The organism is Frankia sp. AvcI1, from assembly GCF_001420875.1.
GTDB lineage: Bacteria > Actinomycetota > Actinomycetes > Frankiales > Frankiaceae > Frankia > Frankia alni.
The window spans coordinates 1-25,896 of record NZ_LJFZ01000025.1 but is presented as its reverse complement, the minus strand read 5'-3'; the positions used below and the strand labels follow the sequence as shown (position 1 = coordinate 25,896).

The window sequence follows — 25,896 nt, the reverse complement described above, 5'->3', positions numbered from 1 at the left end:
TGACACTCACGGATCGCTGTCGCCGTGTCAAAGTGCCGTTCAGATTACTGAACAACTGTTCAGTCGACGGACGCGACTGAGCCACCGCGTCGCGACTGCTCGCGAACGCGGTGGCTCAGGTAGGCAGGAAGGGTTGTGTAGCGGGGTTGTGTAGCGGGGCTGTGCAGGCCGGGTGGCTAGGGCCGGTTCTTGTCGGCCGNCAGGATGGCGGGGGCGTTGCGCCAGTCGTCCAGGCCGTACTCGGCGGTGCCGACGTACACCTTGCCGCCGGAGACCTCGCTCCAGTGCGCGTGGTTGAGCTGGTGCAGGGTGAAGGCGGCGTCGAGCGCCGAGCTGAAGCCCATCGCGTCCTGCGCCTGGTTGACCGACTCCTTGACCAGCAGCGCCGCCATCGTCGGGACCTTCGCGATCCGGGCGGCGAACTCCACCGTGCGCTCGGAGACGTCGGCGACGGGGAAGACCTTGCTCACCATNCCCAGCGCGTGGGCCTCGTCGGCGCCGAGGGAGTCGCCGGTGAGCAGCAGCTCCTTGGCCTTGCGCGGGCCGAATTCCCACGGGTGGGCGAAGTACTCCACCCCGCACATGCCCAGGCGGGTGCCGACGACGTCGGCGAACACGGTGTTGTCCGCGGCCACGATCAGGTCGCAGCACCAGGCCAGCATCAGCCCGGCGGACAGCACGTTGCCGTGCACCTGGGCGATGGTGATCTTGCGCAGGTTCCNCCAGCGCTTCGTGTTCTCGTAGTAGTAGTGCCACTCCTGGCGGGTGCGGTTCTCCGCGCCGCCGTAGGAGGCGCCGTTGCACAGGAAGGTGGGATGCAGGTCGGGGCCGTCCGGGTCGCGCTCGGCGATGCTTTCGGGGGTGCCGAGGTCGTGGCCCGCGGAGAACGACGCCCCGGCGCCGCGCAGGATCACCACGCGCACGCCGTCGTCGGCCTCCGCCCGGGCGAACGCCTCCCCGAGCTCGACGAGCAGGCCCCGGTTCTGGGCGTTGCGCGCCTTCGGNCGGTTGAGGGTGATCCGCGCGATCCGGCCCTCACCGAGCGTGTNGTAGTCGATGTAGCGGTAGCTCACGCGGACACCTCTCGCGGCACCTCGTGCGGCGCGGCCGCCAGCCGGGCACGCAGCGCCTTCTTGTCGATCTTTCCGGTCGGCAGGACGGGTAGTGCGTCGACGACCACCGCGGACCGCGGTGACTTGTAGCGGGCGATCCGGGTGGCCACGTGCTCGCGCAGCTCGCCCGAGGTGAGCGTGGCGCCGGGGGCGAGGACGACGACGGCGCACACGGCCTCGCCCCAGCGCTCGTCGGGCACGCCGACCACGGCGCACTGCACGACGGCGGGGTGGGTGAGCACGGCGTCCTCGACCTCGAGGGAGTAGATGTTCTCCCCGCCGCTGATGATGACGTCCTTCTTGCGGTCGACCAGGTGCAGCAGACCCTCCTCGTCGAACACGCCGACGTCGCCGGTGTGGCACCAGCCCTCGGCCAGGGTCACGCCGGTGGTCGCCGAGTCGTTCCAGTACCCGCGGAACATCGCCGGCGAGGCCACCACGATCTCGCCGGGCACGCCCGGCGGGCACTGCGCCCCGTCGTCGTCGAGGATGCGGATCTCGGTGTCCGGGTAGGGGAAGCCGACGGAGGTGAGCCGGCGGTCGCGCTCGGGCCCGGAGCCGCGGTGCAGTTCGCGGGGCAGCCCGGAGGTGATCACCTCGGTCTGGCCGTACAGGTTGAGGAAGCCGGTGTCCGGCATCGCGGCGAGCGCCGCGGCCAGCGTCGGCGCCGTGATGGGCGCGGCCGAGTAGACGATGGAGCGCACCCCGCGCAGCGCCGCCACCGGCGCCGGGTCGGCCACCCCCGGGCCCGCCCCGGCCTCGGTCAGCACCGCCTGCAGCATGCTCGGCGCCAGGTGCAGCACCGTGATCCCCTCGGCCGGCACCGTGGCCAGCAGCGCCGCCGGCTCGAACTGCCGGTGCAGCACCGCGGTCCCGCCGCGGGCGTGCAGGCCGAAGGCCATCGCCATCGCGCCGATGTGGAACAGCGGCATCACCAGCAGGATCCGGTCATCGCTGCCCGTGCGCATCTCGACGTTCATCGTCTGGCCGACGCGGAACATCTCCCGCTGGCCCATGATGCAGCCCTTCGGCCGGCCGGTGGTGCCGCTGGTGTAGATCAGGCAGGCGATGTCGTCGGGCCGGGCGGCGAACGGCAGCGCGTCGCCGAGCGCGGCGTCGCGGAACTCCGCCAGCCCCACGACCTCGCCGCCCGCGCCGTCCGCGGCCACGCTCGCGCCGTTCACGCCGGCGCCGTTCACGTTCGTGCCGTTCACGCCGGCGCCGTCCGGGTCCGCGGCCGGGTCGTCGAGACGGACGACCAGTTCGAGGCCGAGCTCCGCGCGCAGCGCCGTCACCATCGGCAGGAACTCGGCGTCGACGAAGATCGCCCGAGGCTTCGCGTCGGTGAGGATGCGGGCGATCTCGGGCGCCGCGAGGCGGAAGTTGACGGTTGCGATGACGAGGCCGCTGAGCTGCCCGGCCGCCAGTACCTCACCGAAGGCGATGCTGTTGCGACCGAGCAGGGCCACCCGGTCCTGGCGGCGCAGGCCGGCTCGGGCGAGGGCCGCCGCGATCGCCGTCGCGCGACGCAGCAGCTCACGGTGGGTGACGCTGCGCCCCTCGTACAGGTAGGCGGGAACGTCGCCGAACCGCTCCGCATTGCGGCGCAGGATGTCGGCGAGGCAGGGATCCGGGATGTGTTTCGTCGGCACGGGCTACTCCGTCGAAGCTCCGAGCGTTAATGTTTGACGATGATGTCAAACAACGACACCGCGGGCAAGNGCCCCCCGCGGCCGATCGACCCCCGGACCAGCGCGGTCGTCCTGGTGGAGTGCCAGAACGGGGTGCTCGGCCCGGACTCCATGCTGCCGTCGCTCGCGGCCGACTCGGCCGACATCCGCGACGGCCTGCGCCGGCTGGTCACCGCCGCGCGGTCCGCCGGAGTGCTCGTCGTGCATGCCACGTTCGAGGGCTGGCTGGGGTCCACCGACCCCGGGACCGCGCCGCTGTGGCGGACCGCCGCCCAGAGCAGCAAGGACTGGGGCCCCGGCCACCCGGCCACCCAGGTCGTGCCCGACCTGCTCGACCCCACAGACCTGATCATCCCGCGCCACCACGGCCTGTCGCCGACCTGGGGCAGCGAGCTGCTGCCGATCCTGCGCGGGCACNGGGTGAACACGGTCGTCTTCGCCGGCGTCTCGCTCAACGTCGCGATCCCGCTCGCGGTGGGGCAGACCGTGCACGAGGGCTTCCACGTCATCGTCACGCGCGACGCGGCCGCGTCGACCCCGGCCGAGTACGGCCAGCACATCCTGGCGAACACGATCGCCATGCTCGCCCGCGTCACCACGGTCGACGACCTCGCCGCCGCCTGGGCCGCCGCCACCGCGACCGTCTGAGCTGCCGAGCCGTCTGAGCTGCCGAGCCGTCTGAGCTGCCGAGCCGTCTGACGCCGCGAGGCAGCCTGAGCCGAGTTCGCGACAAGTGTTGGCGGAAGTGTCAAGTTTGGCTAGGGTCAGGCGGAGCTCGATGGCCGCGGTGCTGGGCCCGTGACGGTCCGCCGAGCGTCCTCGCGTACCCGCACCGAACGTGACCGCACCGCCGGACCGGCCGTGGTCCCCGCGGCCGATCCGGCTCCCCTTCCCGGAGGCGCCCCATGAGCACCAGCACCGAGTCGACGGCGAGCGGCGTCCCGGCGGCGTCGCCGTCCGCCCGCCCTGCCCCCTCTGCCAGCCCGGCCCCCTCTGCCCGCCCGGCCCCCTCTGCCAGCCCGGCCCACCATGCCCACGCCGTGCTGCACTGCAACCTCAACACCGTCGACGTCGACCGCTCCGCCGCCTTCCACCTGTCGCTGTTCGGCGGCGAGCCGCGGATGCGCTCGATCAGCACCGACGGCGACACCGCCACCATGGGCCTGGGCGCCGGCACCGCCAGCGTCACCACGTTCCTCTACGACCTGCGCGGCCCGCGCTCGGCCCCCGCCGTCGAGCTGGTCGNCTGGACCACGCCGCACACCGTGCCCGCCACCGCCGACCAGCGGCCCACCGGGTTCACGGCGCTGGGCTACCGCGTCGAGTCCCTGCGCATCGTCACCGCGCGCCTGGAGGCCACCGGCGTCGCGTTCACACCGGTGCCCGAGGGACTGGCGGTCCGCGGCGCCGTTCGCCCGGCGTTGCGGCTGACCGACCCCGACGGAGCCGTCATCGAGGTCGTCGAGATCCCCGCCGCCCCCGGCGATCCGCGCCGGCTGCCGCTGCTGTCCCACGAGCGGATGCGCTGCACCGACCTCGAACGCACCCTCGCCTGGTACACCGGGATCGGCTGGACGGTGCGTGACCGTGGCGAGAGCCCGACCGGACCGACCGCGTCGCTGGTCCTGCCCGAGGACCCGACGTTCTCCCTGGAGTTCGTCCAGCAGCCCGCGCCCGCCGGGGCCACGGCGACGCCGCCGGCCAACGTCCAGGGCCTCTACCGGATCGCGCTCGCCGTGGAGGACGTCCGCGAGGCGCACGCCTCGCTCGTCGCCGACGGCGCGATCGGCGACGTCGACGACCCGGTCGTCATGCCGATGCCGGACACGCCGACCGGCGGCTTCACGGTGCTGTTCCTGCACGACCCGGACGGTGCCGTCGTCGAGTTCGTCGACCGTCCCCGCTCGGCCGTGCGCCGCCCCACCGAACCCGCCTGACCCGCCTGACCCGCCTGACCCCGCCGGCCTGACTCTGGCGGCGGGCAGTCCACCCCGGCTCAGCCGGGGTGGATCGTGGCGACGAGCAGGGCCGCTGCCTCGGCGATGATGTCGGTCTCGTCCATCCGGATCTCGGTGGCCCGGATCTTGTACCAGCAGCGGTCCAGCATCGCGAGCACGACCAGGCCGACCGCCTCCGGCGAGCCGGCGGGGTCGTGCTGGCGGGCGTGGAGCAACTCGCCGAGCTTGCGGGCGACGCGGATCTGCGTGCGATGGGAGTCGGTGCGAAAGGCCGCGTCCGTCGGCGCGGACAGCATCGCGGCCAGCGCGAAGGCCCCGTGCTGGTCGAGGTGGGTGAAGTAGAGCCGGATCCACTCCTCGACGGCCGCGGCCGGCCAGTCGTCGGGCACCGCGGTGAGCCGGGCGACGACGGCGAGGCTGGACTGGTACCCGGCCCGGCCGAGCTCGGCGAAGATCTCCCGCTTGTCCCGGAAGTAGGTGTAGAACCCGGCCCGCGAGATGCCGCACGCCTCGGTGATGTCGGCGACGCTGGTGCCCGCGTAACCGTGGCGCAGGAACAGCCCGCGGGCGGTGTCGACGATGACGGCCCGGGTGCGCGCGGCGCGCGGGCCGAGGTCCGCCGCCGAGACGGGGGCGCGTTGTCGGGGAGTGTCGGACGGTTGCATGGCCATCATCTCGAGCGCGTCGACCGTGGCCGCCGTGGCGGGCGGCCGCACGGGGCGACCGCCGGCCACGGCGGCGGTGGTCAGATCGCGACGACCGGTTCGAGCTCGGCGCCGGCGAGAAGCTCGGTGCCGAGCTGTTCGGCCAGGGTACGGTGGTCGCCGAGCAGCAGGTCGAGCGCGGCGGTCCGGGCGACGAAGCGGTGCAGCTCGCTTTCCAGCGACAGCCCCATCGCGCCNCAGACCTGCACGGCGTGGCGCATGACCTCGGCCTGGGCGAGCCCGGCCCGCAGCTTGACCAGCCGCGCCGCCCAGGCGCCGCCGTCCGCCTGCCCGGCGCTGCCCCAGGCCACCGTCAGCTCGGAGCGCAGCGACTCGACCGCCACGTGCGCCTCGGCGAGGCGGTGGCGCACGGCCTGGAAGGTCGCGATGGACCGGCCGTACTGGACCCGCGCCGAGGTGTGCGCGACCGCGATCGCCAGCGCCGCCTCGCAGCCGCCGATGATCTCGGCGGCGAGCGCCCGGCGCCCGGCGGCGACGGCGCGGGTCCACGCCTCGCCGGCCGGGGTGGCGGGGCCCGCCGCGCCCGCCGGCGCCGCGGAGACGGTGAGCCAGCCCGCGGCGGTGTCGAAGCCGCGCACCGGCTGCGCGGCGGCCGCGACCAGCTCGGCCGGCAGGATCCGCAGCGTGGCGCCGCCCGCGTCGGCGGTGTCGCCCGCGTCGGCGGCGTCGAGGGCGGTCGGCACGACGACCTCGGTGATGCCGTCGAGGCCGCCGAGCAGCAGCCCGGTCAGCGGGCCGCGCGGGTCGGCCGGCTGGTCGGAGTGCAGCGGGTAGAGCAGGGCCCGCGGGCCGGTCGCGGCGGGCAGCGCGCCGGCGAGCTCGGCGAGCAGGACGTCGTCGAGGACACGGGAGTGGGCCAGCGCCCGCCCGTGCTCGGCGAACAGCAGGGTGGTGGCGCGGGCCGGGTCGTCGGCGAGCACGTCGGCCCAGCCGAGCTCCGCCAGCGCCGCGGCGAGGTCGCCGCCCTCGGCGAGCACCTCCCGCAGGGAGCCCGCCAGCAGCTCGGCGGTGGCGTCATCGAGTCCCGAAGTGGTCACTTCGCCTCCTTCGGCAGGCCGAGGACGTGATCGGCGATGATCGTGCGCTGGACCTCGGCGGAGCCGCCGAGGATCGTCGCCGAGCGGGAGAACCACCACTCGTTGCGCCAGGCCCTGACCTCGTCCGTGGCGCCGAGGACGAACTCGGTGCCCAGCAGGTCGCGGGCGAGGTCGAACAGGGAGATCTCGACGGTGGCCAGCAGGACCTTGTCGACGCTGGCCTCGGGGCCGACCGTGTCGCCCGCGGCGAGGCGGCGCACGGTGCCGGCGCTGCGGGCGCGCAGCGCGATGATCTGCTCGTAGACGAAGCCCAGGCGCGCGGCCGCGCCGTCGGGCAGCCGGGCGCCGGCGGCGAGCCGGGTGGCGACCTGCCCGCGCAGGTCCCGCAGCCGGCGCANCGCGTCGGCGGCGCTGAGCCAGGCGTACATCGCCCGCTCCCACTGCAGCAGGTACATCGCGACGGCCCAGCCCTTGCCCTCCTCGCCCACGAGGTTGGACGCGGGGACCACGACGTCGTCGAAGAACACCTCGNCGAGCTCGTTCTCGCCGCTGGCCAGCGCGATCGGCCGGATCGTGACGCCCGGCGCGTCGGCGTCGAGCATGATCATGGACAGGCCGCGGTGGCGCGACTCCGGGGTGCCGGTGCGCACCAGGCACACCAGCCGGCTCGAGGTCGCCCCGTGACTGGTCCACAGCTTCGACCCGGACAGGACGTAGGTGTCGCCCTCGCGCCGCGCGCGGCAGCGCAGCGACGCCAGGTCACTGCCGGCCTCCGGCTCGGAGAAGCCCTGCCCCCACCATTGTTCGCCGCGCAGGTAGGCCGGCAGGTAGGCGGCGGCGAGCTCGGGGGCGAAGTGCACCACCGGCGGCCCGAGGGTCTCCAGCATCAGGTGCGGCGCGGGGATCGGCAGCCCGGCGGCGGCGAGGCCGTCGTAGAGGACGGCGCGGTGGCGCTCGTCCCCGCCGAGGCCGCCGGCCGACTCCGGCCAGCCGTAGCGGTTCCAGCCGGCGCGGAACAGCACACCCATGAGCAGGCCGTGGTCGGCGATGCGCTCCTCGGTGTTCGGGTAGTGCCGCCCGCGCCACCGATCCAGCGCCGGCTCGCTGGCCAGCCACGCGCGCAGCCCGCGGGCGTAGGCGTCGAGGTCGTCGCGCAGGACCGCCGGGTCGGTCACCGCCTCGGCGGCCGTCGGGCCGCTCGCCGTCGGATCGGTCGCCGTCGTGGTGGTCATGCGGGGCGTCCCGCCGCGGCCGCCCGGGCCTTGGAACGCTCGAGGAAGCTGCGCACGAGCGCCTGGTGCTCGGGGGTGTCGAAGGAGGCGAACTCCTCGCCGAGGGCGTACTCCAGCACGCCGGCCACGGCCCGCTTGATGTGCATGTTCAGCGCCCGCTTGGTGCTCTGCACGGCCTGCGGCGGCTGGGCGGCGAGCTTGTCCGCGACCTTCAGCGCCTCGTCGAGCAGCTCCGCGTCGGGCACCACCCGGTTGGCCAGGCCCAGCGAGACGGCCTGGTGGGCGGGGATGCGCTCGGAGGTCAGCAGGTACTCCTTGGCACGCAGCATGCCCATCAGCAGCGGCCAGGTCGGCGCGCCGCCGTCGGCCGCGGTCAGCCCGACGCCCACGTGCGGGTCGGAGATGAACGCGCTCTCGGCGAGCAGCACGATGTCGCTGCACACCGCCAGGTTGCAGCCCAGACCCACCGCGGCGCCGTTGACCGCGGCCACCACCGGCAGCGGGAAGTCGACCATCTCGTTGAGCAGCCGCCGGGCGCCGTCGATCTCGGCGCGGCGCAGCTCACGGTCGTCCCACAGCTCGACGAAGTGCTGGAAGTCGCCGCCGGCGCTGAACGCCCGGCCCGCCCCGGTCAGCACGACCGCGCGCGCGTCCGGGTCCTCCGCCAGATGCCGCCACACCCTGACCAGGGCGTGGTGCAGCGCCTCGTTCGTCGCGTTGAGCGCCTCCGGCCGGTTCAGGGTGACGAGGCGGACTGGACCCCTCTCCTCGATGAGCAGCTCCGGCGCGAACGGGTTGTCCATCAGTTCTCCTGTCGGTCCTGCTGTGCGCCTGCGATAGGTCTGAAAGATCGGCGGGCCGGTACGTCGGCGAGGTCGGTCGGCGAGGTCGGTAGGTCGGCGGTGGGCCCGCGGCGTGCCGTGCCCCGCCCGCCGCGCGACCGGCCGGGCCGCGGCGGGCGTCCGGGCCGCCTCCGGCCGGCCTTCGTCCGCCGGGGGTGAATCTCCCGTCAACTGCCCGCTGCCCTGCCTGGCAACGCCACCGGTGGTGCGCCACCCCGGCCATGAGACCGTTGTTTGACGGAAATGTCAAGTTCTCCTNGGGTGCTCCTGGTGGCGGCGTCAGCCGCCCCCGAGGTCCACTGTGGGACCTGCGGACGGCGGCTCCGAGGGCGCCGTCCGACGAGCGCGCGGCCCGGCCGGTGCCGTCGACCGCGACGGCACGCGGGGTCGCGGGAGGAGGCGGCGTGACGGACACAAGTTCCCCGGCACCAGCGAGTTCCCAGGCGTACGCGAGGCCCGAGCGGCGGCTGCTGCCGCAGCCGACCGCCGAGTCGGCGGCGTTCTGGACCGGTGGGCGCGACGGCAAGCTGCTGATCAGCCACTGTCGGGGCTGCGGACATTTCTTCCACCCGCCGGGCCCGGTGTGCTGGCGCTGCCGCAGCACCGACGTCGGCCCGGAGCCGGTCTCCGGCCGGGCGACGGTGGCCACCTACACGATCAACCGCCAGCCGTGGATCCCCGGCTACCCGCCGCCGTACGTGGTGGCGATGGTGGAGCTCGCCGACGAGCCGGACGTCCGCCTCATCACCAACATCGTCGACATCCCGCTCGACGAGGTGCNCGTGGGCCTGGAGGTAGAGGTGTTCTTCGAACAGTGGCCGGCCGAGCCCGGTCCGGATGACGCGCCGGTGTGGCTGCCGCTGTTCCGGCCGGCCACGGCAACGGTCGGGGGTGCGCGATGAGCGGCGGGCCGTTCGACGGCAAGGCCGTCGTCACCGGGGCCGGCAAGTCCCAGGTCGGCCGGCGCCTCGGGCGCACCGGGCTGGACCTGACCATCGAGGCGGTGACCCGCGCGATCGCCGACGCGGGCCTGTCGGTCGACGACATCGACGGCATCGCCAGCTACCCCGGGCCCGGCGTGCCGGACCTGGGTTTCTCCGGGGCCACGATCACCGAGGTCCNCAACGCCCTCGGCCTGCGCAGCCGCTGGTACCTGTCCTCGACGGAGACCGCCGGGCAGATCGGCCCGGCGATCGAGGCGTGCATGGCCGTCACCCTGGGGTTGGCCAACCACGTCGTCGTCTACCGCTCGGTCTGGGAATCGACCGCGCAGGCCGGCGCCGGCCGGGCGTCGGTGCTGTTCGGCGNCGGGGCCCTGTCCGGGCACCTGGAGTACACCGGCCCCTTCGGCGCGCTGTCCGCGGCGAACTGGCTGTCCATGCCCGCGCAGCGCTACATGCACGACTTCGGGCTCACCCGCGAGCAGCTCTCCGCCATCCCGCTCAACGCCCGCGCCAACGCCGGGCTCAACCCCGACGCGATCTACCGCGACCCGCTCACCCTCGACGACTACCTGGGCGCCCGGATGATCTCCGAGCCGCTGTGCCTGTTCGACTGCGACGTGCCCTGCGACGGGGCGACCGCGGTCATCATCTCGCGGCGCGACGCCGCGGCCGGGCTGCCGCNCCACCCGCTGACGGTGGAGTCGGTCGGCACCGGGATGTTCGAGCGGGCCACCTGGGACCAGCGCGTCGACATCACCACCATGGCGGCGCACGACGTGGCCGCCACCCTGTGGGAGCACACCAAGCTGCGTGCCTCCGACGTCAACCACGCCCAGCTCTACGACGGGTTCAGCTTCCTGACCGTCATGTGGCTGGAGGCGCTGGGCTTCGCCGAGCACGGCAAGGTCGGGCCGTTCATCGAGGGCGGCGAGCGCATCGCCCTGGACGGCCCGCTGCCGCTGAACACCTCCGGCGGGCAGCTGTCCGGCGGCCGGCTGCACGGCATGGGCTTCCTGCACGAGGCGTGCGTCCAGCTCTGGGGCGAGGGCGGCGAGCGGCAGGCGCGCAACAGCCCCGAGGTCGCGGTCGTGGGCGTGGGCGGCGGCCCGGTCGGCGGCGCGATGCTGCTCAGCACCCGCTGAGCCCGACGGACAGGGAGAACGCCCAGATGGAGATCTACCGCAGCGCGGCCGACCTGGAGGCCGCGCTCGGCACCGAGATCGGCCCCACCGACTGGCTCACCGTGGAGCAGTCGCGGATCGACCTGTTCGCGGACGCCACCGAGGACCACCAGTGGATCCACGTCGATCCCGAGCGGGCAGCCGGCGNCCCGTACGGGGCGACGATCGCCCACGGTTTCCTCACCGCCTCGCTGGTGCCGTACTTCATGAACAAGCTGCGCACCATCGAGGGCATCCGGATGGGCATCAACTACGGCCTGGACCGGGTGCGCTTCCCGTCGCCGGTGCGGGCCGGCGCGCGCATCCGCGCCCGCGCGACCCTCATCGACCTGCGCAAGCTCGACGACGGCGCCGTCCAGGTCACCAACCGGGTGACGATCGACGTCGACGGCTCCGCCAAGCCCGGCTGCGTCGTCGAACTGCTGGCCCGGTACTACTTCGCCGACGCCGCCGGTTCCTGAGCCGCCGGTTCGTGAGCCGCCGGTTCGTGGGCTGACGCAGCCCATGCACGCAGGACCTCGCCGGTGTGCTGCCCGACCGTGGGCAGCACACCGGCGAGGGGGGTGGCGCTCGTGGCCGGGTCGCCCGTGGCCGGCTCGTGGGCGGCGCGGGGGGACGGCGCCGGCACGGTGACGGTCGCGCCCTCCGGGGTGCGCAGCGTGCGCAGGGCTCCCCGGTGGCGCAGGTGCGGGTCCGTCACCACGTCGTGGGCGGTGTTGACCGGCGCCCCGGGCAGCCGCGCGGCGGCGAGGCGGTTCACGGCCTCGGCGCGGTCGAGCCCGCCCGCCCACGCCCGCACCGCGGCGCCGAGCTCCCCGCCGACCGTCCCGGCCGGCGCGCCGACGATCGCGGCGAGGTCGCGCAGCTGGCGGGGGGTGGAGACGCTCACCGCGAGCCAGCCGCCGTCGGCGCAGGCGTACACGTCGCGCAGCGCCGAGCCCGCGAGCCCGCCGCCGAGGCGCCCGGGCGGGGCGGCCCCGGCCCCGACCCCCGCCGCCGCCGTGACCAGCGTCGGGCCGACGACGTGCAGCATCGCCTCCACCGGGTTGACGTCGACGACCCGGCCGGGCCCGCCGTTGACCCGCACGTCGTGGCAGGCGGCGGCGACCCCGAAGGCGCCCGCGTAGGCCATCACCGCGTCGCCGAGCGGGACCGAGGGCAGCATCGGCGGCCCGTCCGCATCGCCGGTCATGTGCGTCAGGCCCGCGAACGCCTCGCCCATCGTCCCGTTGCCCGGCCGTCCCGCGGCGGGGCCGTCGGCGCCGTACCCGCTCACGTGCGCCACGACGAGGCGGGGGTTGACGGCGAGCATCGTGGCGGGATCCAGGCCGCGGGCGGCCAGCCGCGCCGCCGGCTCGTTGACGACGACGACGTCGGCGGCGGCGACCAGGCCGCGCAGCGCCGCCCGCCCGCCCGCGTCGGCCGGGTCGAGGACGACCGACCGCTTGCCCCGCGCGACCAGCGGCCAGAACGCGGTCGCCCGGTAGGCGTCCCCGCCGGGGGGCTCCAGCTTGACCACGTCCGCGCCCTGGTCGGCGAGCAGGCTCGCGAGCAGGGGGGCGGCGTACAGGGAGGCGGCGTCGAGCACCCGCAGCCCGGCGAGCGGACCCGCGGCCGTGCTCGGAGTGCCGGCCGTGCTCGCAGTGGCGGGTCGGTTCATCCGAGGTCTCCTTCGCTGGGTGCGGCAGCCCGCGCCATGTTGACAAAGGATTCAACTCTTTGATGTGGTTGCCCTGGTCAAGGAGAGCACCCGTCCGACACTGCCGTCAATCACGGAGCCGCCGTCACCCGCGGAGCCGTCACCCGCGGAGCCGTCGATCATGGACCCCCGCCGCGCCGCCGGAGGCGCGGTGGTCTGCTCGCCGGACGCCGGAGTCTCAGGAGGCGCGTCATGACGTCCGTGTCGAGCGAGCAGTCCGCGGCGGGCGGTCTGGCCGCGACCGAGGCGGTGGCCCTGGCGCAGGCCGCCGAGCAGTGGCCGTGGCTGCTGACGGCTCCCACGGTCGACGGGCTGGTCGCCCGCCGCGCGCAGGCGACCCCCGACGCACTGATGCTCGTCGACGAGCACGACGCCCGGCTGACCTTCNCCGAGTTCGACGCGAAGGTCGACCGGGTCGCGGCGGCCCTGGCGGGCGAGGGCGTCACGNCCGGCACCCGGGTGGCCTGGCAGCTCCCCACGCGGATCAGCACCCTGCTGGTGATGATCGCGCTGCGCCGGCTCGGGGCCCTGCAGGCGCCGGTCATCCCGATCTACCGCGAGCGGGAGGTGGGCGCCGCGCTCGCCGCCGTCGACGCGGAGGTCTTCCTGGTGCCGGGGACGTGGCGGGGCACCGACTTCACGGCGATCGCCCAGGCGGTCGCCGCCGCCGGCGGGCCCGCGCCCCGACTGCTGGAGATCGGCCACGACGCGCCGGAGGCCGACCCGCCCGGCGCGGTCGCGGGCCAGGACCCCCGTCCGGACCAGCGGGCGGACCAGCGGGCGGACCACCGGGCGGACCACCTCCCGGACGAGGTGCGCTGGATCTACTTCACCTCCGGGTCCACCGGCATCCCGAAGGGGGCGCGGCACAGCGACGGCACGCTGCTGGCGACCGCGGTCTGTTTCGCCGGCGTGAGCGGTCTCGGCCGGGCCGCGGGGGAGGTCGGCGCGGTCGGCTTCCCGGTGGCGCACGTCGGCGGGATCCAGTACCTCATCGCCGCGCTCGCCGCCGGCTTCCCGATCCTGCTGCTCGAGGCGTTCGTGCCCGACCAGGCCGTGGAGCTCTTCCGCCGCCATGACGTCACCGCCACCGGCGGCAGCACGCCGTTCTACACCGCGCTGCTCGACCTCGCCGCCGCCCGCCCGGGGGAGCCGCTGATCCCGACGCTGCGCAGCCTCAAGGGCGGCGGCGCCCCCTGCCCGCCGCACCTGGTCGGCGAGGTGGACCGGGTGCTCGGCGCGGTGCTCGCACACGACTACGGGATGACGGAGGTGCCGATGGTGGCGGTGGCCGCCATCGCCGACCCGCCCGACGTGCTGGCCGCCACCGACGGCCGGCCGGTGCCGGTCAACCGGCTGCGCTTCGTCGACGAGGGCGGTGCNCCGCTCGCGCCGGGCGCCGTCGGCGAGGTGCAGGTCGCCGGCCACGGCGTGTGCCACGGCTACACCGACCCGGAGGCGACCCGGGCGGCGTTCACCGCCGACGGCTGGTTCCGCACCGGCGACCTCGGCCGGTTGCTCCCCTCCGGCCACATCGAGATCGTCGGTCGGCTCAAGGACCTCATCATCCGCAAGGGCGAGAACATCGCCCCCCAGGAGATCGAGGCGCTGCTCGGCCGCCACCCCGACGTGGCCGAGGTCGCCGTGATCGGCCTGCCGGACCCCGATCGCGGCGAGCGCGTGTGCGCCGTCGTCGTCGCCCGACCCGGGCGGCCGGTCCCGTCGCTGTCGGAGCTGTCGGCGTGGCTGCGCGAGGCCGGGCTGATGCGCCAGAAGCTGCCCGAGCAGCTCGAGCTGATCGATCTCATGCCGCGCACCGGGCTCGGCAAGGTCGCCAAGGCCCAGCTGCGCGCCCGCTTCGAGCCGCGCGAGTCCTGACCGGCACCGCGCGCAGGGCCGGCATCAGGCGGTAGGGCCGGCGTCAGCGTCAGGCGGTCAGGACCGCCATGATGAAGCCGGCGATGGTGGCGACGACGTCGGTGTCGTCGACCGGCAGGTGCTGGCCGTGGCAGTGGTACCAGGCGCGGTCCATCATCGACTGGACGGCCAGGCCCAGCGCCTCGGGGGCGTCGGTCGGCGTGCGCTGACGGCCCCGCAGGTGCACCCCGAGCAGCCAGACCACGCGCAGCTCCATCTTGTTACGCGCGCTGCCGACGGCCAGATCGCCGGGGCCGGACTGGGCGGACAGGATGAACGCGCCGTGGCGGTCCATGAACGCGAAGTACTCCCACACCCAGGCCGCGACGTCCGCCTGGGTGCAGGGGCGTGCCATGGTCTCCCACCGCGCCATGACCTGCAGGATCTCGTGGTAGGTGGCCTCGCCCAGGGTGTCGAAGATTTCCCGCTTGTCCCGGAAGTACGTGTAGAAGCCGGCGCGGGAGATGCCGCAGGCGTCGGTGATGTTGTTGACCCGGGTGCCCGCGTAGCCGCGCTCCAGGAACAGCCGGCGGGACGCGTCGAGGATGAGCCCGCGGGTGCGGGCCGCGCGGTGGCCCATGGCCCTGGGAGCCGCCTTGACCGCGTCAACCGCCTTGACCGCGTCCGTCGCGTCCGTCGCGTCCATCGCATCGACGGCAGGGGGCTCATCCATGATTCTCCCAAGTCTAGGAGGGGCATGCCGGGGCCGGGCCTGACGGACCTGTCGACGCCGGTGCCTGCCATCGGCCGAAGTGACCCGGCGGGGTCCCACATGTCCGTGTCAGCTACGTTCTGACAAAGTTGACAGTTTCGTCAAGTCGGCTTAGTGTGGCCTCGCGCAGCAGTACGCGAGACAGCACCGAGGTGGCGAAAGCCCGGTCGCCCACGGTCGACGGCACCTGACGCCGACGGCGAGTTCCCCCGGGCAGCGAGGAGCAGCAGCCGTGACGCAGTTCACCGACGCGCCGATCTTCGACGCCGACCAGCACATGTACGAGACCCCGGACGCGCTCACCCGGCACCTGCCGGAGCGCTACCGGCGCGCGGTGNAGTTTGTGCAGGTCGGCCGGGCGACCAGGATCGCGATCAGAGGCAAGATCACCGACTACATCCCGAACCCGACCTTCGACCGGGTGGCGGCGCCCGGTGCCTGGGAGAAGTTCTTCTCCGGCCAGAACCGCGAGGGCCAGTCGCTGCGGGAGATGACCGGGCGGGCCATCGAGTCCCGCCCGTCGTTCCGCGAGCCCGCCCCCCGCCTGGTGGAGATGGACGCCCAGGGCGTCGACGAGGCGCTGGTCTACCCGACGCTGGCGAACCTGGTCGAGCACTCCGCCGCCGAGGATCCCGAGCTCGTCGTCGCGATGATCCACGCGCTCAACCGATGGATGCTCGACACCTGGGGCTACACCCACGCCGACCGGCTGTTCATGACGCCGGTCATCAGCTGCGCCCTGGTCGACGACGCCCGCCGCGAGCTCGACTACGTCCTGGAGAACGGGGCGAAGGTCGTCCTGANCAAGCCGGCGCCGGTCAAGGGCCTGCGGGGCTGGCGCTCCCCGGCGCTGCCGGAGTTCGACCCGTTCTGGGCCGACGTCGAGCGCGCCGNCATCCCGGTGGTGCTGCACTCCAGCCAGCCGCCGCTGGACGACTACATCAACCGGTGGGAGCCGCCGGACTCCAACGACTTCACCGAGATGAGCGCCTTCCGCTGGGTGACGCTCGGCCACCGCGAGATCGCCGACATGCTCACCAGCCTGATCTGCCACGGCACGCTCACCCGGTTCCCGAAGCTGCGCATCGCCAGCATCGAGAACGGCAGCGCCTGGATCCACCCGCTGTTCGACGACCTGCAGGCCGCCTACAACAAGATGCCGCAGGCGTTCCCCGAGCACCCGCTGGAGGTGTTCCGCCGCAACGTGTGGGTCAGCCCGTTCTGGGNGGGCTCCNTGGCCGACGTGATCTCCACGGTCGGCTGGGACCGGGTGCTGTTCGGCTCCGACTTCCCGCACCCGGAGGGCCTCGCCGAGCCGCGCGGCTACTACGCCTACGCCGAGGGCATGGACGAGAAGCGGACCCGCGACTTCATGGGTGACAACGCGCGGCGGCTACTCGGCCTGCCGGTGCGCGACCCCGCCGGTGACCGGTCCCCGGTCGCGGTCTGACGCCGTGGAGTTCAACTACCAGTTTCCGACCCGTGCGGTGAAGCACTGGGAGCGGTGGATCGGCGAGCGTGACCTCGCCGACGTGGCGGTCGCCGCCGAGGAGAGCGGTTTCGACATCGTCTCCACGACGGACCACCCCTTCCCGTCCAGCGCGTGGATCGACGGTGGCGGCCACCACTCCTTCGACCCGTTCGTCTCGTTGGCGTTCATGGCGGCGGTCACCCGGCGCGTGCGCCTGTTGACGTTCATCCTGGTCGCCGGCTACCGCAACCCGTACCTGACGGCGAAGTCCACGGCCAGCCTCGACCTGCTCTCCGGCGGCCGGCTGATCGTGGGCATGGGCGCCGGGTACCAGAAGCCCGAGTTCGACGTGCTCGGCGCGCAGTTCGACGGCCGCGGCGGCCGGTTCGACGCGGCCATCGCCGCGATGCACGCCGCCTGGACGGGCGAGGTCGTCGAGCGCGACGACGACCCGTACTTCCCGGCGTCGGGCCACGTCATGCTGCCCCGCCCGGCGCAGCGCCCCGGCCCGCCGATCTGGATCGGCGGCAACAGCCGGGCGGCGATGCGCCGGGTCGCCGAGGTCGCCGACGGCTGGCTGCCCTTCGAGCAGCCCGCGCAGATGGCGGAGATCACCACCACGCCGAGCCTGGCCGCCGACGAGATCGGCGAGCGGATCGCCACCCTGCGTGAACTGCGCGTGGCGGCGGGCCGCCCGTCCACCTTCGACGTCTGTTTCACCCCGCAGGTCAGCCGGGATCCGGCGCGCGCCGCCGAGGCGCTCGCGGCCGCCGCCCCCGGGTACGAGGCCGCGGGCGTCACGCACCTGTCGGTCGAGTCGCACGCCCGCAGCATCGACGACTGCCTGGCCGAGATCGAGCTGTTCGGCAAGGCCCTCGCGTCTGCCCCGCTCTGAAGAACTGCCGCTCACGTCCCNCACGCTCGACAACGAGGAGAGTCCATGACCACCCTGGCAGCCCCCGGCGACGCGGCCGTGCTCCCGTCGCTGGGCTACCCGCTCTACGACGCCGACCAGCACTACTACGAGACGGCCGACGCGCTCACCCGTCACCTGGCGCCCGAGTACAAGCGGCTGATCAAGATTCTGCAGACGCCGGACGGCCGGACCCGGATGGTGATCAACAACAGGCTCTACACCACCAACCCGGACCCGACGTTCCCGACCGTCGCCGCCCCCGGCGTGTTCGAGCAGTACTTCCGCAGCAACAACACCGAGGGCCGGGAGCTGGCGTCGTTCGTCGGCAGGCTGCAGGAGAGCCAGCCCGAGTACACCGACCGCGACGCGCGCATCGCCAAGCTCGACGAACAGGGCGTCGCCGCGACGATCATGCTGCCGACGGTCGGGGTCGCCGTCGAGGGGCTGCTCACCGACAAGCCCGACGCGCTGCACGCCATCGTCGAGGCGTTCAACCGGTGGATCGAGGACGAGTGGGGCTACTCGTACCAGGACCGCATCATCTCGACGCCGGTGCTGTCGCTGGCCGACCCCGACCTGGCCGTCAAGGAGCTGGAGCGGGTGCGTGACGCCGGCGCCCGCATCGTCGTGCTGGTGCCGGGCCCCGTCCGCGCCGGCGCGATCACCCGCTCCCCGGGCAACCCGATCTTCGACCGGTTCTGGGCGACCNCGGCCGAGGCCGGCATCGTCGTGTCATACCACACCGGTGAGGCCGGCTACGAGTGGGTCGCCGAGAAGTGGGGCGAGGGNGCCTTCGAGGGCCTGCGCACCACGCCNCTGCCCGAGATCATGNAGCTGCACGTCGAGCGGCCCATCCAGGACACCATCGCGGCGCTGGTCGGCCACGGCGTGTTCGAGCGGCACCCGGCGCTGAAGGTCGCCACCATCGAGGCCGGTTCCACCTGGGTGCTCGACCTCGTCCGCCGGATCCGCAGCGCCTACGGCAAGATCCCGCAGAAGTTCGCCGTCGACCCGGTGGAGAGCTTCCGCGAGCACGTCTGGGTCGCGNCGTTCTACGAGGACGACCTGCTCGCGCTCTCCGACGCCCTCGGCATCGGGCACATCATCTTCGGGTCGGACTGGCCGCACCCGGAGGGCCTGCCGACTCCGGGTGCCTTCGTCCGCGACGCCGCCGTGCTCTCCGAGGAGGACCGCAAGCTGATCCTCTCGGACAACCTCAAGTCCCTGCTGCAGCTCTAGCGGCTCGCAGCTCCTGCAGCGTCCTGTGGCGCGGCGGCGGTCCTGCGGGCCTCGGGGCCGACCGCCGCGTCCGGGTAGAACTGCGCGGACCAGCTGCGCAGCGCGCGGAAACCGCGGGCCTCCTCGGTCGCCAGCGCCGGCGCGTCGAGGAAGGTCTGGTTGGTCCAGATGACGATGTCGTCAGGTAGCGCCAGCTTGGCGTCGGCCATGCGCCGTTCGTAGGTTCCGTCGGCGAGGTCGCCGTCGAGCTCGTCGATCCAGTAGGTCGCGAAGATCTCCGTGCGGCCGTCCTCGACCGGCGTGGTGTTGATCGAGATGACCCGGACGCCCTCGCCCATGTGCTCGACGTTGACGCTGACGCCGGGGCCGGACCAGAGGATCTCGATCGTGTTCGCGCTGTCGGTGCGCAGCCTTCCCGCGGCGTCGAGGGCGTGCTCCGCCCAGCCGCGCCCGAAGNCGACCCGCGACCACCACTGCGGCCCCTCCACGCGTTCTTCGAGCACCACCGGGCTGCGCGAGGTGTGGTGGACGAACTGGAAGTGGTGCGGGTCGACGACGTTCTCCAGCACCATCTGCGGGTGGGCGCGCAGGTCGCGGAAGTGCTGGCGGCCCTCCACGCCGGCCGGGTGGAAACGCCGGCTCGCCGCGTGTGGNGCGTCGCCGAGTGCGTCGGGGACCTCCCACAGCGGCTCCCGGCCGGCGGCGTCGTGCCAGACGTAGATCGTCTCGTTGCGTTCGGCCACCGTCCAGGTTCCCAGCTTCGGGCCGCGGTTGGGCCGCTCCTGGTAGGGGATCGACACGTTGCGACCCTCCGGGCTCCAGACCCAGCCGTGGAACGGGCAGNGGATGCCGTCGTCGACGACGCAGCCGCCGTGGGCCAGGCTCGCGCCGAGATGCCGGCAGTACCGGTCGTGGACACGGACCACGCCGTCGCGACCGCGGTAGGCGACGAGGTCCCGGCCGAAGTACCGCAGCGGGACGACCTGTTCCGGGCCGACGTCGACCGACCACGCCACCTGGAACCATCCGGTCAGCGCCAAATCCAAACCGTGCAGTTTCACTGCCCCGACCTCCGCGTTCTCCCGGCCTGCGGGACTTCCCAGAATGAATGCACCCTACGGGGAACGGCATTCCCGGACAAGCCGACGGTCGACGGCCGCCGGGCGGCTCGCCGGCTGCTCGCCCGGTGACGTGCCGGCCTCGGTCCGCGCCGGCCCGGCGGCCGGCGCGGCGGTTTACTTCTGACGAAATCGTCAACTACGATGTGCGGGCTGGATCGCNCCCCCCGGGCCGCGGTGCGAAGCATCCCGCCGACATCGGTGCGAGCGGCGTCCCGCGGCGGCTGCGCACTCGGAGGAAACCTCATGATCGTCGCCCGCGACGAGGTCGGCTGATGGCCGACCCCCACGACAAGCTGCGCCGGGAGGTCCGCGCGTTCGTCGCCGAGGCCGGCATCGTGGCGCGCAACGACAGCTGGCTGCGCGGCTACGACCCCGACTTCACCCGCGAGCTCGGCCGCCGCGGCTGGATCGGCATGACCTATCCGACCGAGTACGGCGGCGGCGGGCGGTCGAACACCGAGCGGTTCGTCGTCACCGAGGAGCTGCTGCGCGCCGGTGCTCCGGTCACCGCGCACTGGACGGCCGACCGCCAGATCGGCCCGACGATCCTTCGGGTCGGCACCGAGGGCCAGCGCGCCGAGATCCTGCCGAAGATCTGCCGTGGNGAGGTCGTCGTCGGTCTGGGCCTGTCCGAGACCGAGGCCGGCTCGGACCTCGCCGCCGTGCGTACCCGGGCGACGGCGATCGACGGCGGCTGGTCGATCACCGGGGCGAAGGTGTGGACCACCTCGGCGCACCACGCCACCCACCTGTACATCCTCGCCCGCACCGGCGAGGGGGCCTCCAAGCACGAGGGCCTGACCGAGTTCCTCGTCGACGCCGACACCCCCGGCATCACCGTGCGGCCCATCCTCGACCTCGTCGGGGAGCACCACTTCAACGAGGTGATCCTCGACGACGTGCACGTGCCCGACGACCGCGTGCTCGGCACGGTCGGCGCCGGCTGGAAGCAGGTCACCGAGCAGCTCGCCTTCGAGCGCGGCGGGGTGGAGCGCTACCTGAGCACCTACCCCGTGCTCGCCGCGATGATCCGCACCGTCGCGCGCCATCCCGACCGGGCCGCCACCGAGCGCCTCGGCGAGCTGGCCGCGCGCCTGACCGCGTTGCGCCAGCTCGGCCTGCAGCTCGCCGGCGCCCTCGACCAGGGCGAGGCGCCGGTGCGCCTGGCCGCGGGCCTCAAGCTCGCCGGCACCCGGTTCGAGAAGGACGTCGTGGAGACCGCCCGGTACGTCCTCGACGTCTGCGAGGGCGACACCGAGGCTCACCGGCTGCTCGTCGACGGCCTGGCCGTCGTGCCCGGTGCGTCGATCCGCGGCGGCTCGTCGGAAGTCCTGTACACCGTCATCAGCCGGGCGGAGCTGCCACGATGATCTTCGATGCCGATCTGCGCCCCGTCGTCGACGACGTGCTCGGGGCGAACACCGACACCGCCCCCGGCGCGCTGTGGGCGCTGCTGACCGAACTCGGCTGGCCGGTCGTCGGCGTCGCCGAGGACGACGGCGGCGCCGGCGGGGATCTCGCCGCGGTCGCCGAGCTCGCCGCGGGCGTCGGGCGCCACGCCGTCGCCGTCCCCCTGATCGAGACCGGCCTGGCCGCCTGGGCGCTGGCCGGCGCCGGCCTGCCCGTCGCCGCGACCGCCGAGCGCGCCGCGGTGGCGCTGGCTCCCGCCGGCTCCGTCGAGGCCCGCCGCGACGGCGCCGACGGCGGCGACGCGGGCGACTGGATCTTTGACGGCACCGTCGCGCGCGTTCGCTGGCTGTCCGAGGTGCCCACGGTCGTGCTCGTCGTCGAGCAGGCCGACGCCACCGTCGTCGCCATCCTCGACGCCGCGGCGAGCGCCACCCCGCCCGAGCGTGACCTGGCCGACGAGCCGTCGGGGACGCTGCGCCTCGACGGCCTGCGGGTGCCCGCCGACCGCGTCGCCGCGGCCTCCGCGGGGCTCGCCGGGGACGTGCTCGACCGCGTCGCGGTGCTGCGTGCCGCGGCGATCTCCGGCGCCGTCGAGCGGGCCTGCACGCTGACCAAGGACCACGTCACCACCCGCCAGCAGTTCGGCCGGCCGCTGTCGGCGCTGCCCGCGGTGCGCCAGCTCGTCGCCGGCCTGGCCGTCGAGCGCGACCTGCTCGACGCGGCGCTCAGCGTCGCCGTGACCCGCCCGGGGCGCGGCACCGCGGCGGCGGCCCGCGCGGTGGCGGCCCGCAGCGCCGGGACGGTGGCGACGGACACCCACCAGCTGCACGGCGCGATCGGCATCACCCAGGAGTACCCGCTGCACCTGGTGACCCGTCGGCTGTGGTCGTGGCGCGACGACGAGGGCACGCAGCGGCGCTGGGAGCGGCTGCTCGGCGACGAGGTGGTCGCCACCGGTTCGGACGAACCGCTGTGGGCGCTGGTCACCGGCGCCTCCGTCTGACCGCTCGACCGCTCGACCGCTCCACCCGCGCACAGGCTCGACCGCGCACAGGCTCGAAGGCTCGAAGGAGAGTGGGAATGGCACAGCAGGTACCCCTGGCCGAAGATCTGTTCACCTGGCCGGNGGAGGAACCCGCCCTGATCGGCGGCCGGTCGTCGGACGGCAAGGTCGTCTTCCCGTACCGCAGCCACAAGCTGGTCGGGGGCGTCAACGAGGAGCTGGAGCGGGTGGAGCTGCCGCGCCGCGGCACGCTCTGGACGTTCACGGGCCAGCGGTTCCGCCCGCCGTCCCCGCCCTACACCGGCGACGACACGCCGAAGACGTTCGAGCCGTTCGCGGTCGGCTACGTCGAGCTGCCCGGCGCGCTGCGGGTCGAGGCCCGGCTCACCGAGGCCGACCCCGACAAGCTGCACATCGGCCAGGAGATGGAACTGCGCATCGTCCCGTTCGGCACCGACGCCGACGGCAACCAGACCTTGATCTACGCGTTCGCCCCGGTCGGGGCCGAGGAGGGACACGGCGATGGCTCCGAGTGACGTTGCGATCATCGGCACGGGCCTGCACCCGTTCGGGCGCTACCCCGNCAAGTCGGCGCTGGAGATGGGCGAGGACGCCGTCATCGAGGCCCTCGCCGACGCCGGGGTCGAGTGGTCGGCCATCCAGGCGCTCTACGCGGGCAGCATGGAGGTCAAGAACCCCGAGGCGATCGTCGGCCTGCTGGGCCTGACCGGCGTGCCGGGCCGGGCGGTGTTCACCGGCTGCGCGACGGGCGCGACCTCGCTGGCGATGGCGGCGCACTCCATCCGCCTCGGCGACGCCGACATCGCGATCGCCATCGGCCTGGACAAGCACCCCCGCGGCGCGTTCTCCGACCACCCGTCGGTCTCCGGCCTGCCCGGCTGGTANGGCGAGGCCGGCCTGTTCCTCACCACGCACTTCTTCGGCATGAAGATCAACCGCTACATGCACGACTTCGGTATCACCCCGATCACGCTGGCCCGGGCGGCGGCGAAGGCGTTCCGCAACGGCGCGGCGAACCCGCGGGCATGGNGGCGCACCCCGATGACCGCCGAGCAGATCCTCGAGTCGCAGTACCTGAACTACCCGCTGACCCAGTACATGTACTGCTCGCCGGACGAGGGCGCCGCCGCGGTCGTGCTCGCCCGCGCGGACCTGGCGTCGAAGTACACCGACAAGCCGATCTACCTGCGCGCCAGCACCCTGTTCTCCCGCCGCGAGGGCGCCTTCGAGCTGCTCAGCCCGTCGCTGCCGCTGGAGACGGCCCCGAGCCCCACCGTCTTCGCCTCCCAGGCCGCCTACGAGCAGGCCGGCATCGGCCCCGAGGACGTCGACGTCGCCCAGCTCCAGGACACCGACGCCGGCTCGGAGATCATCCATCTGGCCGAGAACGGCTTCTGCAAGGACGGCGAGCAGGAGACGCTGCTGGCCGAGGGTGCCACCGAGATCGGCGGGAAGCTGCCGGTCAACACCGACGGCGGGCTGCTCGCCAATGGTGAGCCGGTCGGCGCCTCCGGGCTGCGCCAGATCCACGAGCTGGTCACCCAGCTTCGCGGCCGCGCCGGGGACCGCCAGGTCGCCGGCAGTCCGCGGGTTGGCTACGCCCATCTCTACGGCGCCCCCGGCACCGCCGCCGTCACCATCCTGTCCACCTGAGCTGACTGACCCGACGACGAGGGTGATGGCGTGAGTGTCGGTGCTGGCATGAGTGTCGAGAGCGGGAAGCTGGCGGAGCTCGTCGAGCCGGGCAGCCGGGTGGCGCTGGCCGACGGGATCGGCGCGCCGCGGTCGGTGTCCGGCGAGCTCGCCGCCGCGGCTGCCGCGGCGGGCGGGGTGCGGCTGCTGCTCGGCTGGCTGCCCGTCGCCGACCGGGAGCTCGACCTCGCCGCCTTCGCCGACGTCCGCGCGGTGATGTCCGGCTGGGGGCTGCGTCGGCCGGTGGACGACGGGCGGGTCCGCGCGCTGCCGGTGCGGCTGTCGGCGGTGCCGTCGCTGCTGCACGGTCCGCTGCGCCCGGACCTGCTGGTCGCCACGGTCGTGCCGGCTCCCGGCGGCGGCTACGCCTTCGGTACCGAGGTGGCGTGGATGCACGCCGCGATCGCCGCCGGCGCCCGCGTCGCCGGCGTCGTCGCCCACGCCACCCCGCACTGCGACGCGGGCCCCCCGCTGCCCGCCGACCGGCTCGTCCTGGTGGGGGAGACCGACACCCCGCCGATCGCGCTGGAGTTCAGCCCCCCCGGCGACGAGCACCGGGCGATCGCCGAGCGGGTCGCCGCCCTCGTCCCCGCCGGTGCCCGGTTGCAGGTCGGGCCGGGGGCGCTCGGCGTCGCGGTGCTGGAGGCGCTGCGCACCCCCGTGCACATGGACTCGGGCCTGCTGCCCGAGGGCGTCGTCGACCTCGACCGCCGCGGCCTGCTCGCCGGCACCCCGGTCACGACCTACCTGGCCGGCGGTCCCGGCCTGCTGGCCTGGGCGGCGGGCCGCCGGCTGCTGCATCCCATCGAGCACACCCACGACCTGGGCCGGCTGTCGAGCGGGCTGCCGTTCGTCGCGGTGAACACCGCGATCGAGCTTGACGAGCAGGGCCAGGTCAACGTGGAGGGCTTCCCTGGCGCGACCGTCGGCGGCGTCGGCGGCCACGCCGACTACGCCGCCGCCGGCGCCCGCTCGCCCGGCGGCCTGTCCATCATCGCCATGCCGGCGACCCACCGCGGCCGCCCCACCCTCGTCGAGCGTCTGTCGGCCCCCGTGAGCACCCCCGGCCACGACGTCGACGTCGTCGTCACCGAACACGGCACCGCCGACCTGCGCGGCCTGGACCGCCGCGAACGCGCCGCCGCCCTCCACCACCTCTGGGACCGCCCGGCGTCATCCTGATCTCCGCGTGCCCGAATTCCTCTGGTGGGTTCGGCGTCCGGTTTGGCGCTGAAGTAGGACCCGGATGGTCCGTTCCCACGCAGGCCTCTCGCACCGGCCGGCCGACCCCGACCCGGATCGGCGGAGATGACCGAGACGCCACAGCAGTGACCGGGACGAGCTCGCCCGAGCATCAGACAAGGCCCGAGCGCAGCGCCAGCCGCAGCGGAACCGACGCAATCACGCGCCCGCCCTGCGGCGCAGGCACGATGACCGTGACGCGGTTCCGCGGAACACCAAGATCGTCTTTGGGGTGCCGGCTTGGTTGCCGGCCACGCCGCCGGCTTGGTCGCCGGCGTGGCTTCCAGGCGCCGTTGCGGGTCTGCCGCCGGCTGGTGCGGGTTCCGCGGCATTCCATGTTCGGACGCCCTGATGCCCTGATGCCCGGACGCCGTGCTGCAAGCCGGGTTCCGTGTCCGGGGCGGGGGTGCGGGTCGGTCGCGGCGGTGTGTGGGCGTTGCCGCCTGGTTGATCTTGGTGGGTTTTTGTCGGTGGGGGGTGGGACGATGTTCGAGTCCTGTTCGACGACACCCCTGGCCCGGTGATCATGATGGCTGTTCCTGTGTTCCCCGNTTCCGCCGATCCTGCCGCCTCCTCGGCGCTGGGGGTGGATGTGGAGTCGGCGTCGTTGGGGGAGGTGGAGGAGGTGATCTGCCGGTGGGCGGGGCGGATCGCGGCGGCGACGTGTGCCTGGCTGCTGGCGGTGGCGGCGTTCGATCGGCGCCAGGGCTGGTCGGGGATGGGGCTGGGGT

21 protein-coding genes and 25 pseudogenes are annotated in these 25,896 nt (G+C 73.8%); 28 read left to right on the top strand and 18 right to left on the bottom strand.

The window, feature by feature from the left end; translation table 11 throughout:
- Positions 1 to 200: 200 nt before the first annotated feature.
- From UK94_RS62260 to UK94_RS22545, 5 genes and pseudogenes are all read right to left on the bottom strand, one after another.
- Positions 201 to 473, bottom strand: a pseudogene (locus UK94_RS62260) (enoyl-CoA hydratase); the annotation flags it as partial.
- Between the two features lies 1 nt (position 474).
- Positions 475 to 721, bottom strand: a pseudogene (locus UK94_RS62255) (enoyl-CoA hydratase-related protein); the annotation flags it as partial.
- A 1-nt stretch (position 722) separates the two neighbouring features.
- Positions 723 to 1,004, bottom strand: a pseudogene (locus tag UK94_RS62250) (enoyl-CoA hydratase-related protein); the annotation flags it as partial.
- Between the two features lies 1 nt (position 1,005).
- A pseudogene (locus tag UK94_RS74720) lies at positions 1,006 to 1,048 on the bottom strand (hypothetical protein); the annotation flags it as partial.
- 21 nt (positions 1,049 to 1,069) lie between these two features.
- Complete coding sequence (locus tag UK94_RS22545) at positions 1,070 to 2,764, bottom strand: AMP-binding protein (RefSeq protein ID WP_011604628.1); 1,695 nt, start codon at positions 2,762 to 2,764, stop codon at positions 1,070 to 1,072.
- An 84-nt stretch (positions 2,765 to 2,848) separates the two neighbouring features.
- Here UK94_RS22545 and UK94_RS62245 point away from each other — a divergent pair.
- From UK94_RS62245 to UK94_RS62235, 3 genes and pseudogenes are all read left to right on the top strand, one after another.
- Positions 2,849 to 3,220: pseudogene (locus tag UK94_RS62245) on the top strand (isochorismatase family protein); the annotation flags it as partial.
- Between the two features lies 1 nt (position 3,221).
- Positions 3,222 to 3,451, top strand: a 230-nt coding sequence (locus tag UK94_RS62240; protein ID WP_235489276.1) for an isochorismatase family protein, incomplete at its 5' end; no start/stop codon positions are given.
- 872 nt (positions 3,452 to 4,323) lie between these two features.
- On the top strand, positions 4,324 to 4,740 hold the full coding sequence (locus UK94_RS62235) for a VOC family protein (protein WP_235489330.1): 417 nt from the start codon (positions 4,324 to 4,326) through the stop codon (positions 4,738 to 4,740).
- Positions 4,741 to 4,799: 59 nt separating this feature from the next.
- On the opposite strand, the gene UK94_RS22530 is transcribed toward UK94_RS62235, so the two are convergent.
- The 7 genes and pseudogenes from UK94_RS22530 to UK94_RS22515 all read right to left on the bottom strand — a co-directional run bounded on the left by UK94_RS22530 (position 4,800) and on the right by UK94_RS22515 (position 8,558).
- Positions 4,800 to 5,477 carry a TetR/AcrR family transcriptional regulator gene (locus tag UK94_RS22530; RefSeq protein WP_011604631.1) on the bottom strand — a complete coding sequence of 226 codons (678 nt, stop codon included), beginning with the start codon at positions 5,475 to 5,477 and terminating at the stop codon, positions 4,800 to 4,802.
- Between the two features lie 29 nt (positions 5,478 to 5,506).
- Positions 5,507 to 5,662: pseudogene (locus UK94_RS62230) on the bottom strand (acyl-CoA dehydrogenase); the annotation flags it as partial.
- Position 5,663: 1 nt separating this feature from the next.
- A partial coding sequence (locus tag UK94_RS62225) for an acyl-CoA dehydrogenase family protein (protein WP_268761563.1) occupies positions 5,664 to 6,064 on the bottom strand: 401 nt, incomplete at its 3' end.
- A 455-nt stretch (positions 6,065 to 6,519) separates the two neighbouring features.
- Positions 6,520 to 6,920: pseudogene (locus tag UK94_RS62220) on the bottom strand (acyl-CoA dehydrogenase family protein); the annotation flags it as partial.
- Position 6,921: 1 nt separating this feature from the next.
- On the bottom strand, positions 6,922 to 7,011 hold a 90-nt coding region (locus UK94_RS74715), incomplete at its 3' end, for a hypothetical protein (RefSeq protein ID WP_268761562.1).
- A 44-nt stretch (positions 7,012 to 7,055) separates the two neighbouring features.
- Positions 7,056 to 7,755, bottom strand: a 700-nt coding sequence (locus tag UK94_RS62210; RefSeq protein ID WP_235489273.1) for an acyl-CoA dehydrogenase family protein, incomplete at its 3' end; no start/stop codon positions are given.
- Entirely contained in the window at positions 7,752 to 8,558 is an 807-nt protein-coding gene (locus tag UK94_RS22515) for an enoyl-CoA hydratase-related protein (protein ID WP_011604634.1), read from the bottom strand. The genes UK94_RS22515 and UK94_RS62210, both read right to left, overlap by 4 nt.
- Before the next feature lie 398 nt (positions 8,559 to 8,956).
- Here UK94_RS22515 and UK94_RS22510 point away from each other — a divergent pair.
- The 3 genes and pseudogenes from UK94_RS22510 to UK94_RS22500 form a co-directional block, all read left to right on the top strand.
- Positions 8,957 to 9,377, top strand: a pseudogene (locus UK94_RS22510) (OB-fold domain-containing protein); the annotation flags it as partial.
- Positions 9,378 to 10,709: 1,332 nt separating this feature from the next.
- Positions 10,710 to 10,869 (top strand): annotated as a pseudogene (locus tag UK94_RS62205) (MaoC/PaaZ C-terminal domain-containing protein); the annotation flags it as partial.
- 1 nt (position 10,870) lies between these two features.
- The coding region (locus tag UK94_RS22500) for a MaoC/PaaZ C-terminal domain-containing protein (RefSeq protein WP_235489270.1) at positions 10,871 to 11,183 on the top strand (313 nt) is incomplete at its 5' end.
- Here the strand turns inward: UK94_RS22500 and UK94_RS22495 are convergent.
- Positions 11,156 to 12,382 carry a CoA transferase gene (locus tag UK94_RS22495; protein ID WP_055751421.1) on the bottom strand — a complete coding sequence of 409 codons (1,227 nt, stop codon included), beginning with the start codon at positions 12,380 to 12,382 and terminating at the stop codon, positions 11,156 to 11,158. The genes UK94_RS22500 and UK94_RS22495 overlap by 28 nt on opposite strands.
- Positions 12,383 to 12,613: 231 nt before the next feature.
- Here UK94_RS22495 and UK94_RS74710 point away from each other — a divergent pair.
- The 4 genes and pseudogenes from UK94_RS74710 to UK94_RS62190 all read left to right on the top strand — a co-directional run.
- Positions 12,614 to 12,808 (top strand): annotated as a pseudogene (locus tag UK94_RS74710) (cyclohexanecarboxylate-CoA ligase); the annotation flags it as partial.
- A 1-nt stretch (position 12,809) separates the two neighbouring features.
- Positions 12,810 to 12,868 (top strand): annotated as a pseudogene (locus UK94_RS62200) (hypothetical protein); the annotation flags it as partial.
- 1 nt (position 12,869) lies between these two features.
- A pseudogene (locus UK94_RS62195) lies at positions 12,870 to 13,803 on the top strand (AMP-binding protein); the annotation flags it as partial.
- 1 nt (position 13,804) lies between these two features.
- The coding region (locus tag UK94_RS62190) for a class I adenylate-forming enzyme family protein (RefSeq protein ID WP_235489266.1) at positions 13,805 to 14,299 on the top strand (495 nt) is incomplete at its 5' end.
- Positions 14,300 to 14,348: 49 nt separating this feature from the next.
- Here UK94_RS62190 and UK94_RS22485 read toward each other — a convergent pair.
- Positions 14,349 to 15,011, bottom strand: coding sequence for a TetR/AcrR family transcriptional regulator (locus tag UK94_RS22485; RefSeq protein WP_011604639.1), 663 nt, complete (start codon positions 15,009 to 15,011; stop codon positions 14,349 to 14,351).
- 529 nt (positions 15,012 to 15,540) lie between these two features.
- Here UK94_RS22485 and UK94_RS62185 point away from each other — a divergent pair.
- From UK94_RS62185 to UK94_RS62145, 9 genes and pseudogenes are all read left to right on the top strand, one after another.
- Positions 15,541 to 15,853, top strand: a pseudogene (locus UK94_RS62185) (amidohydrolase); the annotation flags it as partial.
- 1 nt (position 15,854) lies between these two features.
- Positions 15,855 to 15,943 (top strand): annotated as a pseudogene (locus tag UK94_RS62180) (hypothetical protein); the annotation flags it as partial.
- Position 15,944: 1 nt separating this feature from the next.
- Positions 15,945 to 16,276: pseudogene (locus UK94_RS62175) on the top strand (amidohydrolase); the annotation flags it as partial.
- Between the two features lie 9 nt (positions 16,277 to 16,285).
- Positions 16,286 to 16,500 (top strand): amidohydrolase family protein (locus UK94_RS62170; RefSeq protein ID WP_235489263.1); only part of this gene is annotated, 215 nt, incomplete at its 5' end.
- A 4-nt stretch (positions 16,501 to 16,504) separates the two neighbouring features.
- Positions 16,505 to 17,416 (top strand): TIGR03619 family F420-dependent LLM class oxidoreductase, encoded by a 912-nt coding sequence (locus UK94_RS22475; protein ID WP_011604641.1) that lies wholly within the window; start codon positions 16,505 to 16,507, stop codon positions 17,414 to 17,416.
- 45 nt (positions 17,417 to 17,461) lie between these two features.
- Positions 17,462 to 18,145: pseudogene (locus UK94_RS62165) on the top strand (hydrolase); the annotation flags it as partial.
- 1 nt (position 18,146) lies between these two features.
- Positions 18,147 to 18,225 (top strand): annotated as a pseudogene (locus UK94_RS62160) (hypothetical protein); the annotation flags it as partial.
- A gap of 44 nt (positions 18,226 to 18,269) precedes the next feature.
- Positions 18,270 to 18,484: pseudogene (locus UK94_RS62150) on the top strand (hydrolase); the annotation flags it as partial.
- Position 18,485: 1 nt separating this feature from the next.
- A partial coding sequence (locus UK94_RS62145; protein WP_235489261.1) for an amidohydrolase family protein occupies positions 18,486 to 18,676 on the top strand: 191 nt, incomplete at its 5' end.
- Here UK94_RS62145 and UK94_RS62140 read toward each other — a convergent pair.
- The 4 genes and pseudogenes from UK94_RS62140 to UK94_RS62130 form a co-directional block, all read right to left on the bottom strand.
- Positions 18,673 to 19,132 (bottom strand): annotated as a pseudogene (locus tag UK94_RS62140) (Rieske (2Fe-2S) protein); the annotation flags it as partial. The gene UK94_RS62145 and the pseudogene UK94_RS62140 sit on opposite strands and share 4 nt — an antisense overlap.
- A 1-nt stretch (position 19,133) precedes the next feature.
- Positions 19,134 to 19,329: pseudogene (locus UK94_RS62135) on the bottom strand (Rieske (2Fe-2S) protein); the annotation flags it as partial.
- 1 nt (position 19,330) lies between these two features.
- Positions 19,331 to 19,519, bottom strand: a pseudogene (locus UK94_RS74705) (Rieske (2Fe-2S) protein); the annotation flags it as partial.
- A 1-nt stretch (position 19,520) separates the two neighbouring features.
- A partial coding sequence (locus UK94_RS62130) for a Rieske 2Fe-2S domain-containing protein (RefSeq protein ID WP_235489325.1) occupies positions 19,521 to 19,692 on the bottom strand: 172 nt, incomplete at its 3' end.
- A gap of 377 nt (positions 19,693 to 20,069) precedes the next feature.
- Here UK94_RS62130 and UK94_RS62125 point away from each other — a divergent pair.
- The 9 genes and pseudogenes from UK94_RS62125 to UK94_RS22440 all read left to right on the top strand — a co-directional run.
- Positions 20,070 to 20,401, top strand: a pseudogene (locus tag UK94_RS62125) (acyl-CoA dehydrogenase family protein); the annotation flags it as partial.
- A gap of 1 nt (position 20,402) precedes the next feature.
- Positions 20,403 to 21,167 (top strand): acyl-CoA dehydrogenase family protein (locus tag UK94_RS22460; RefSeq protein WP_235489259.1); only part of this gene is annotated, 765 nt, incomplete at its 5' end.
- Entirely contained in the window at positions 21,164 to 22,210 is a 1,047-nt protein-coding gene (locus UK94_RS22455) for an acyl-CoA dehydrogenase family protein (RefSeq protein ID WP_011604645.1), read from the top strand. The genes UK94_RS22460 and UK94_RS22455, both read left to right, overlap by 4 nt.
- Positions 22,211 to 22,334: 124 nt before the next feature.
- A partial coding sequence (locus tag UK94_RS22450; RefSeq protein WP_235489256.1) for an OB-fold domain-containing protein occupies positions 22,335 to 22,746 on the top strand: 412 nt, incomplete at its 5' end.
- Positions 22,733 to 22,793 (top strand): annotated as a pseudogene (locus UK94_RS74700) (hypothetical protein); the annotation flags it as partial. The gene UK94_RS22450 and the pseudogene UK94_RS74700, both read left to right, overlap by 14 nt.
- Position 22,794: 1 nt before the next feature.
- Positions 22,795 to 23,115, top strand: a pseudogene (locus UK94_RS62120) (beta-ketoacyl synthase N-terminal-like domain-containing protein); the annotation flags it as partial.
- Position 23,116: 1 nt separating this feature from the next.
- Positions 23,117 to 23,260, top strand: a pseudogene (locus UK94_RS62115) (thiolase family protein); the annotation flags it as partial.
- 1 nt (position 23,261) lies between these two features.
- On the top strand, positions 23,262 to 23,884 hold a 623-nt coding region (locus UK94_RS62110), incomplete at its 5' end, for a thiolase family protein (protein ID WP_235489255.1).
- A gap of 48 nt (positions 23,885 to 23,932) precedes the next feature.
- The gene (locus UK94_RS22440) at positions 23,933 to 25,105 is read left to right on the top strand and encodes an acetyl-CoA hydrolase/transferase C-terminal domain-containing protein (protein ID WP_041939349.1); all 1,173 of its coding nucleotides are present in this window, start codon (positions 23,933 to 23,935) and stop codon (positions 25,103 to 25,105) included.
- The last annotated feature ends 791 nt before the right edge of the window (positions 25,106 to 25,896 follow it).

Excerpts from the sequence above, each read along its gene's own strand:
- UK94_RS22485 (WP_011604639.1), bottom strand. The coding sequence starts at position 15,011 with ATGGATGAGCCCCCTGCCGTCGATGCGATGGACGCGACGGACGCGACG.
- UK94_RS22495 (WP_055751421.1), bottom strand. The coding sequence starts at position 12,382 with ATGAACCGACCCGCCACTGCGAGCACGGCCGGCACTCCGAGCACGGCC.
- UK94_RS22440 (WP_041939349.1), top strand. The coding sequence starts at position 23,933 with ATGAGTGTCGAGAGCGGGAAGCTGGCGGAGCTCGTCGAGCCGGGCAGC.
- UK94_RS22515 (WP_011604634.1), bottom strand. The coding sequence starts at position 8,558 with ATGGACAACCCGTTCGCGCCGGAGCTGCTCATCGAGGAGAGGGGTCCA.
- UK94_RS22455 (WP_011604645.1), top strand. The coding sequence starts at position 21,164 with ATGATCTTCGATGCCGATCTGCGCCCCGTCGTCGACGACGTGCTCGGG.
- UK94_RS62235 (WP_235489330.1), top strand. The coding sequence starts at position 4,324 with ATGCGCTGCACCGACCTCGAACGCACCCTCGCCTGGTACACCGGGATC.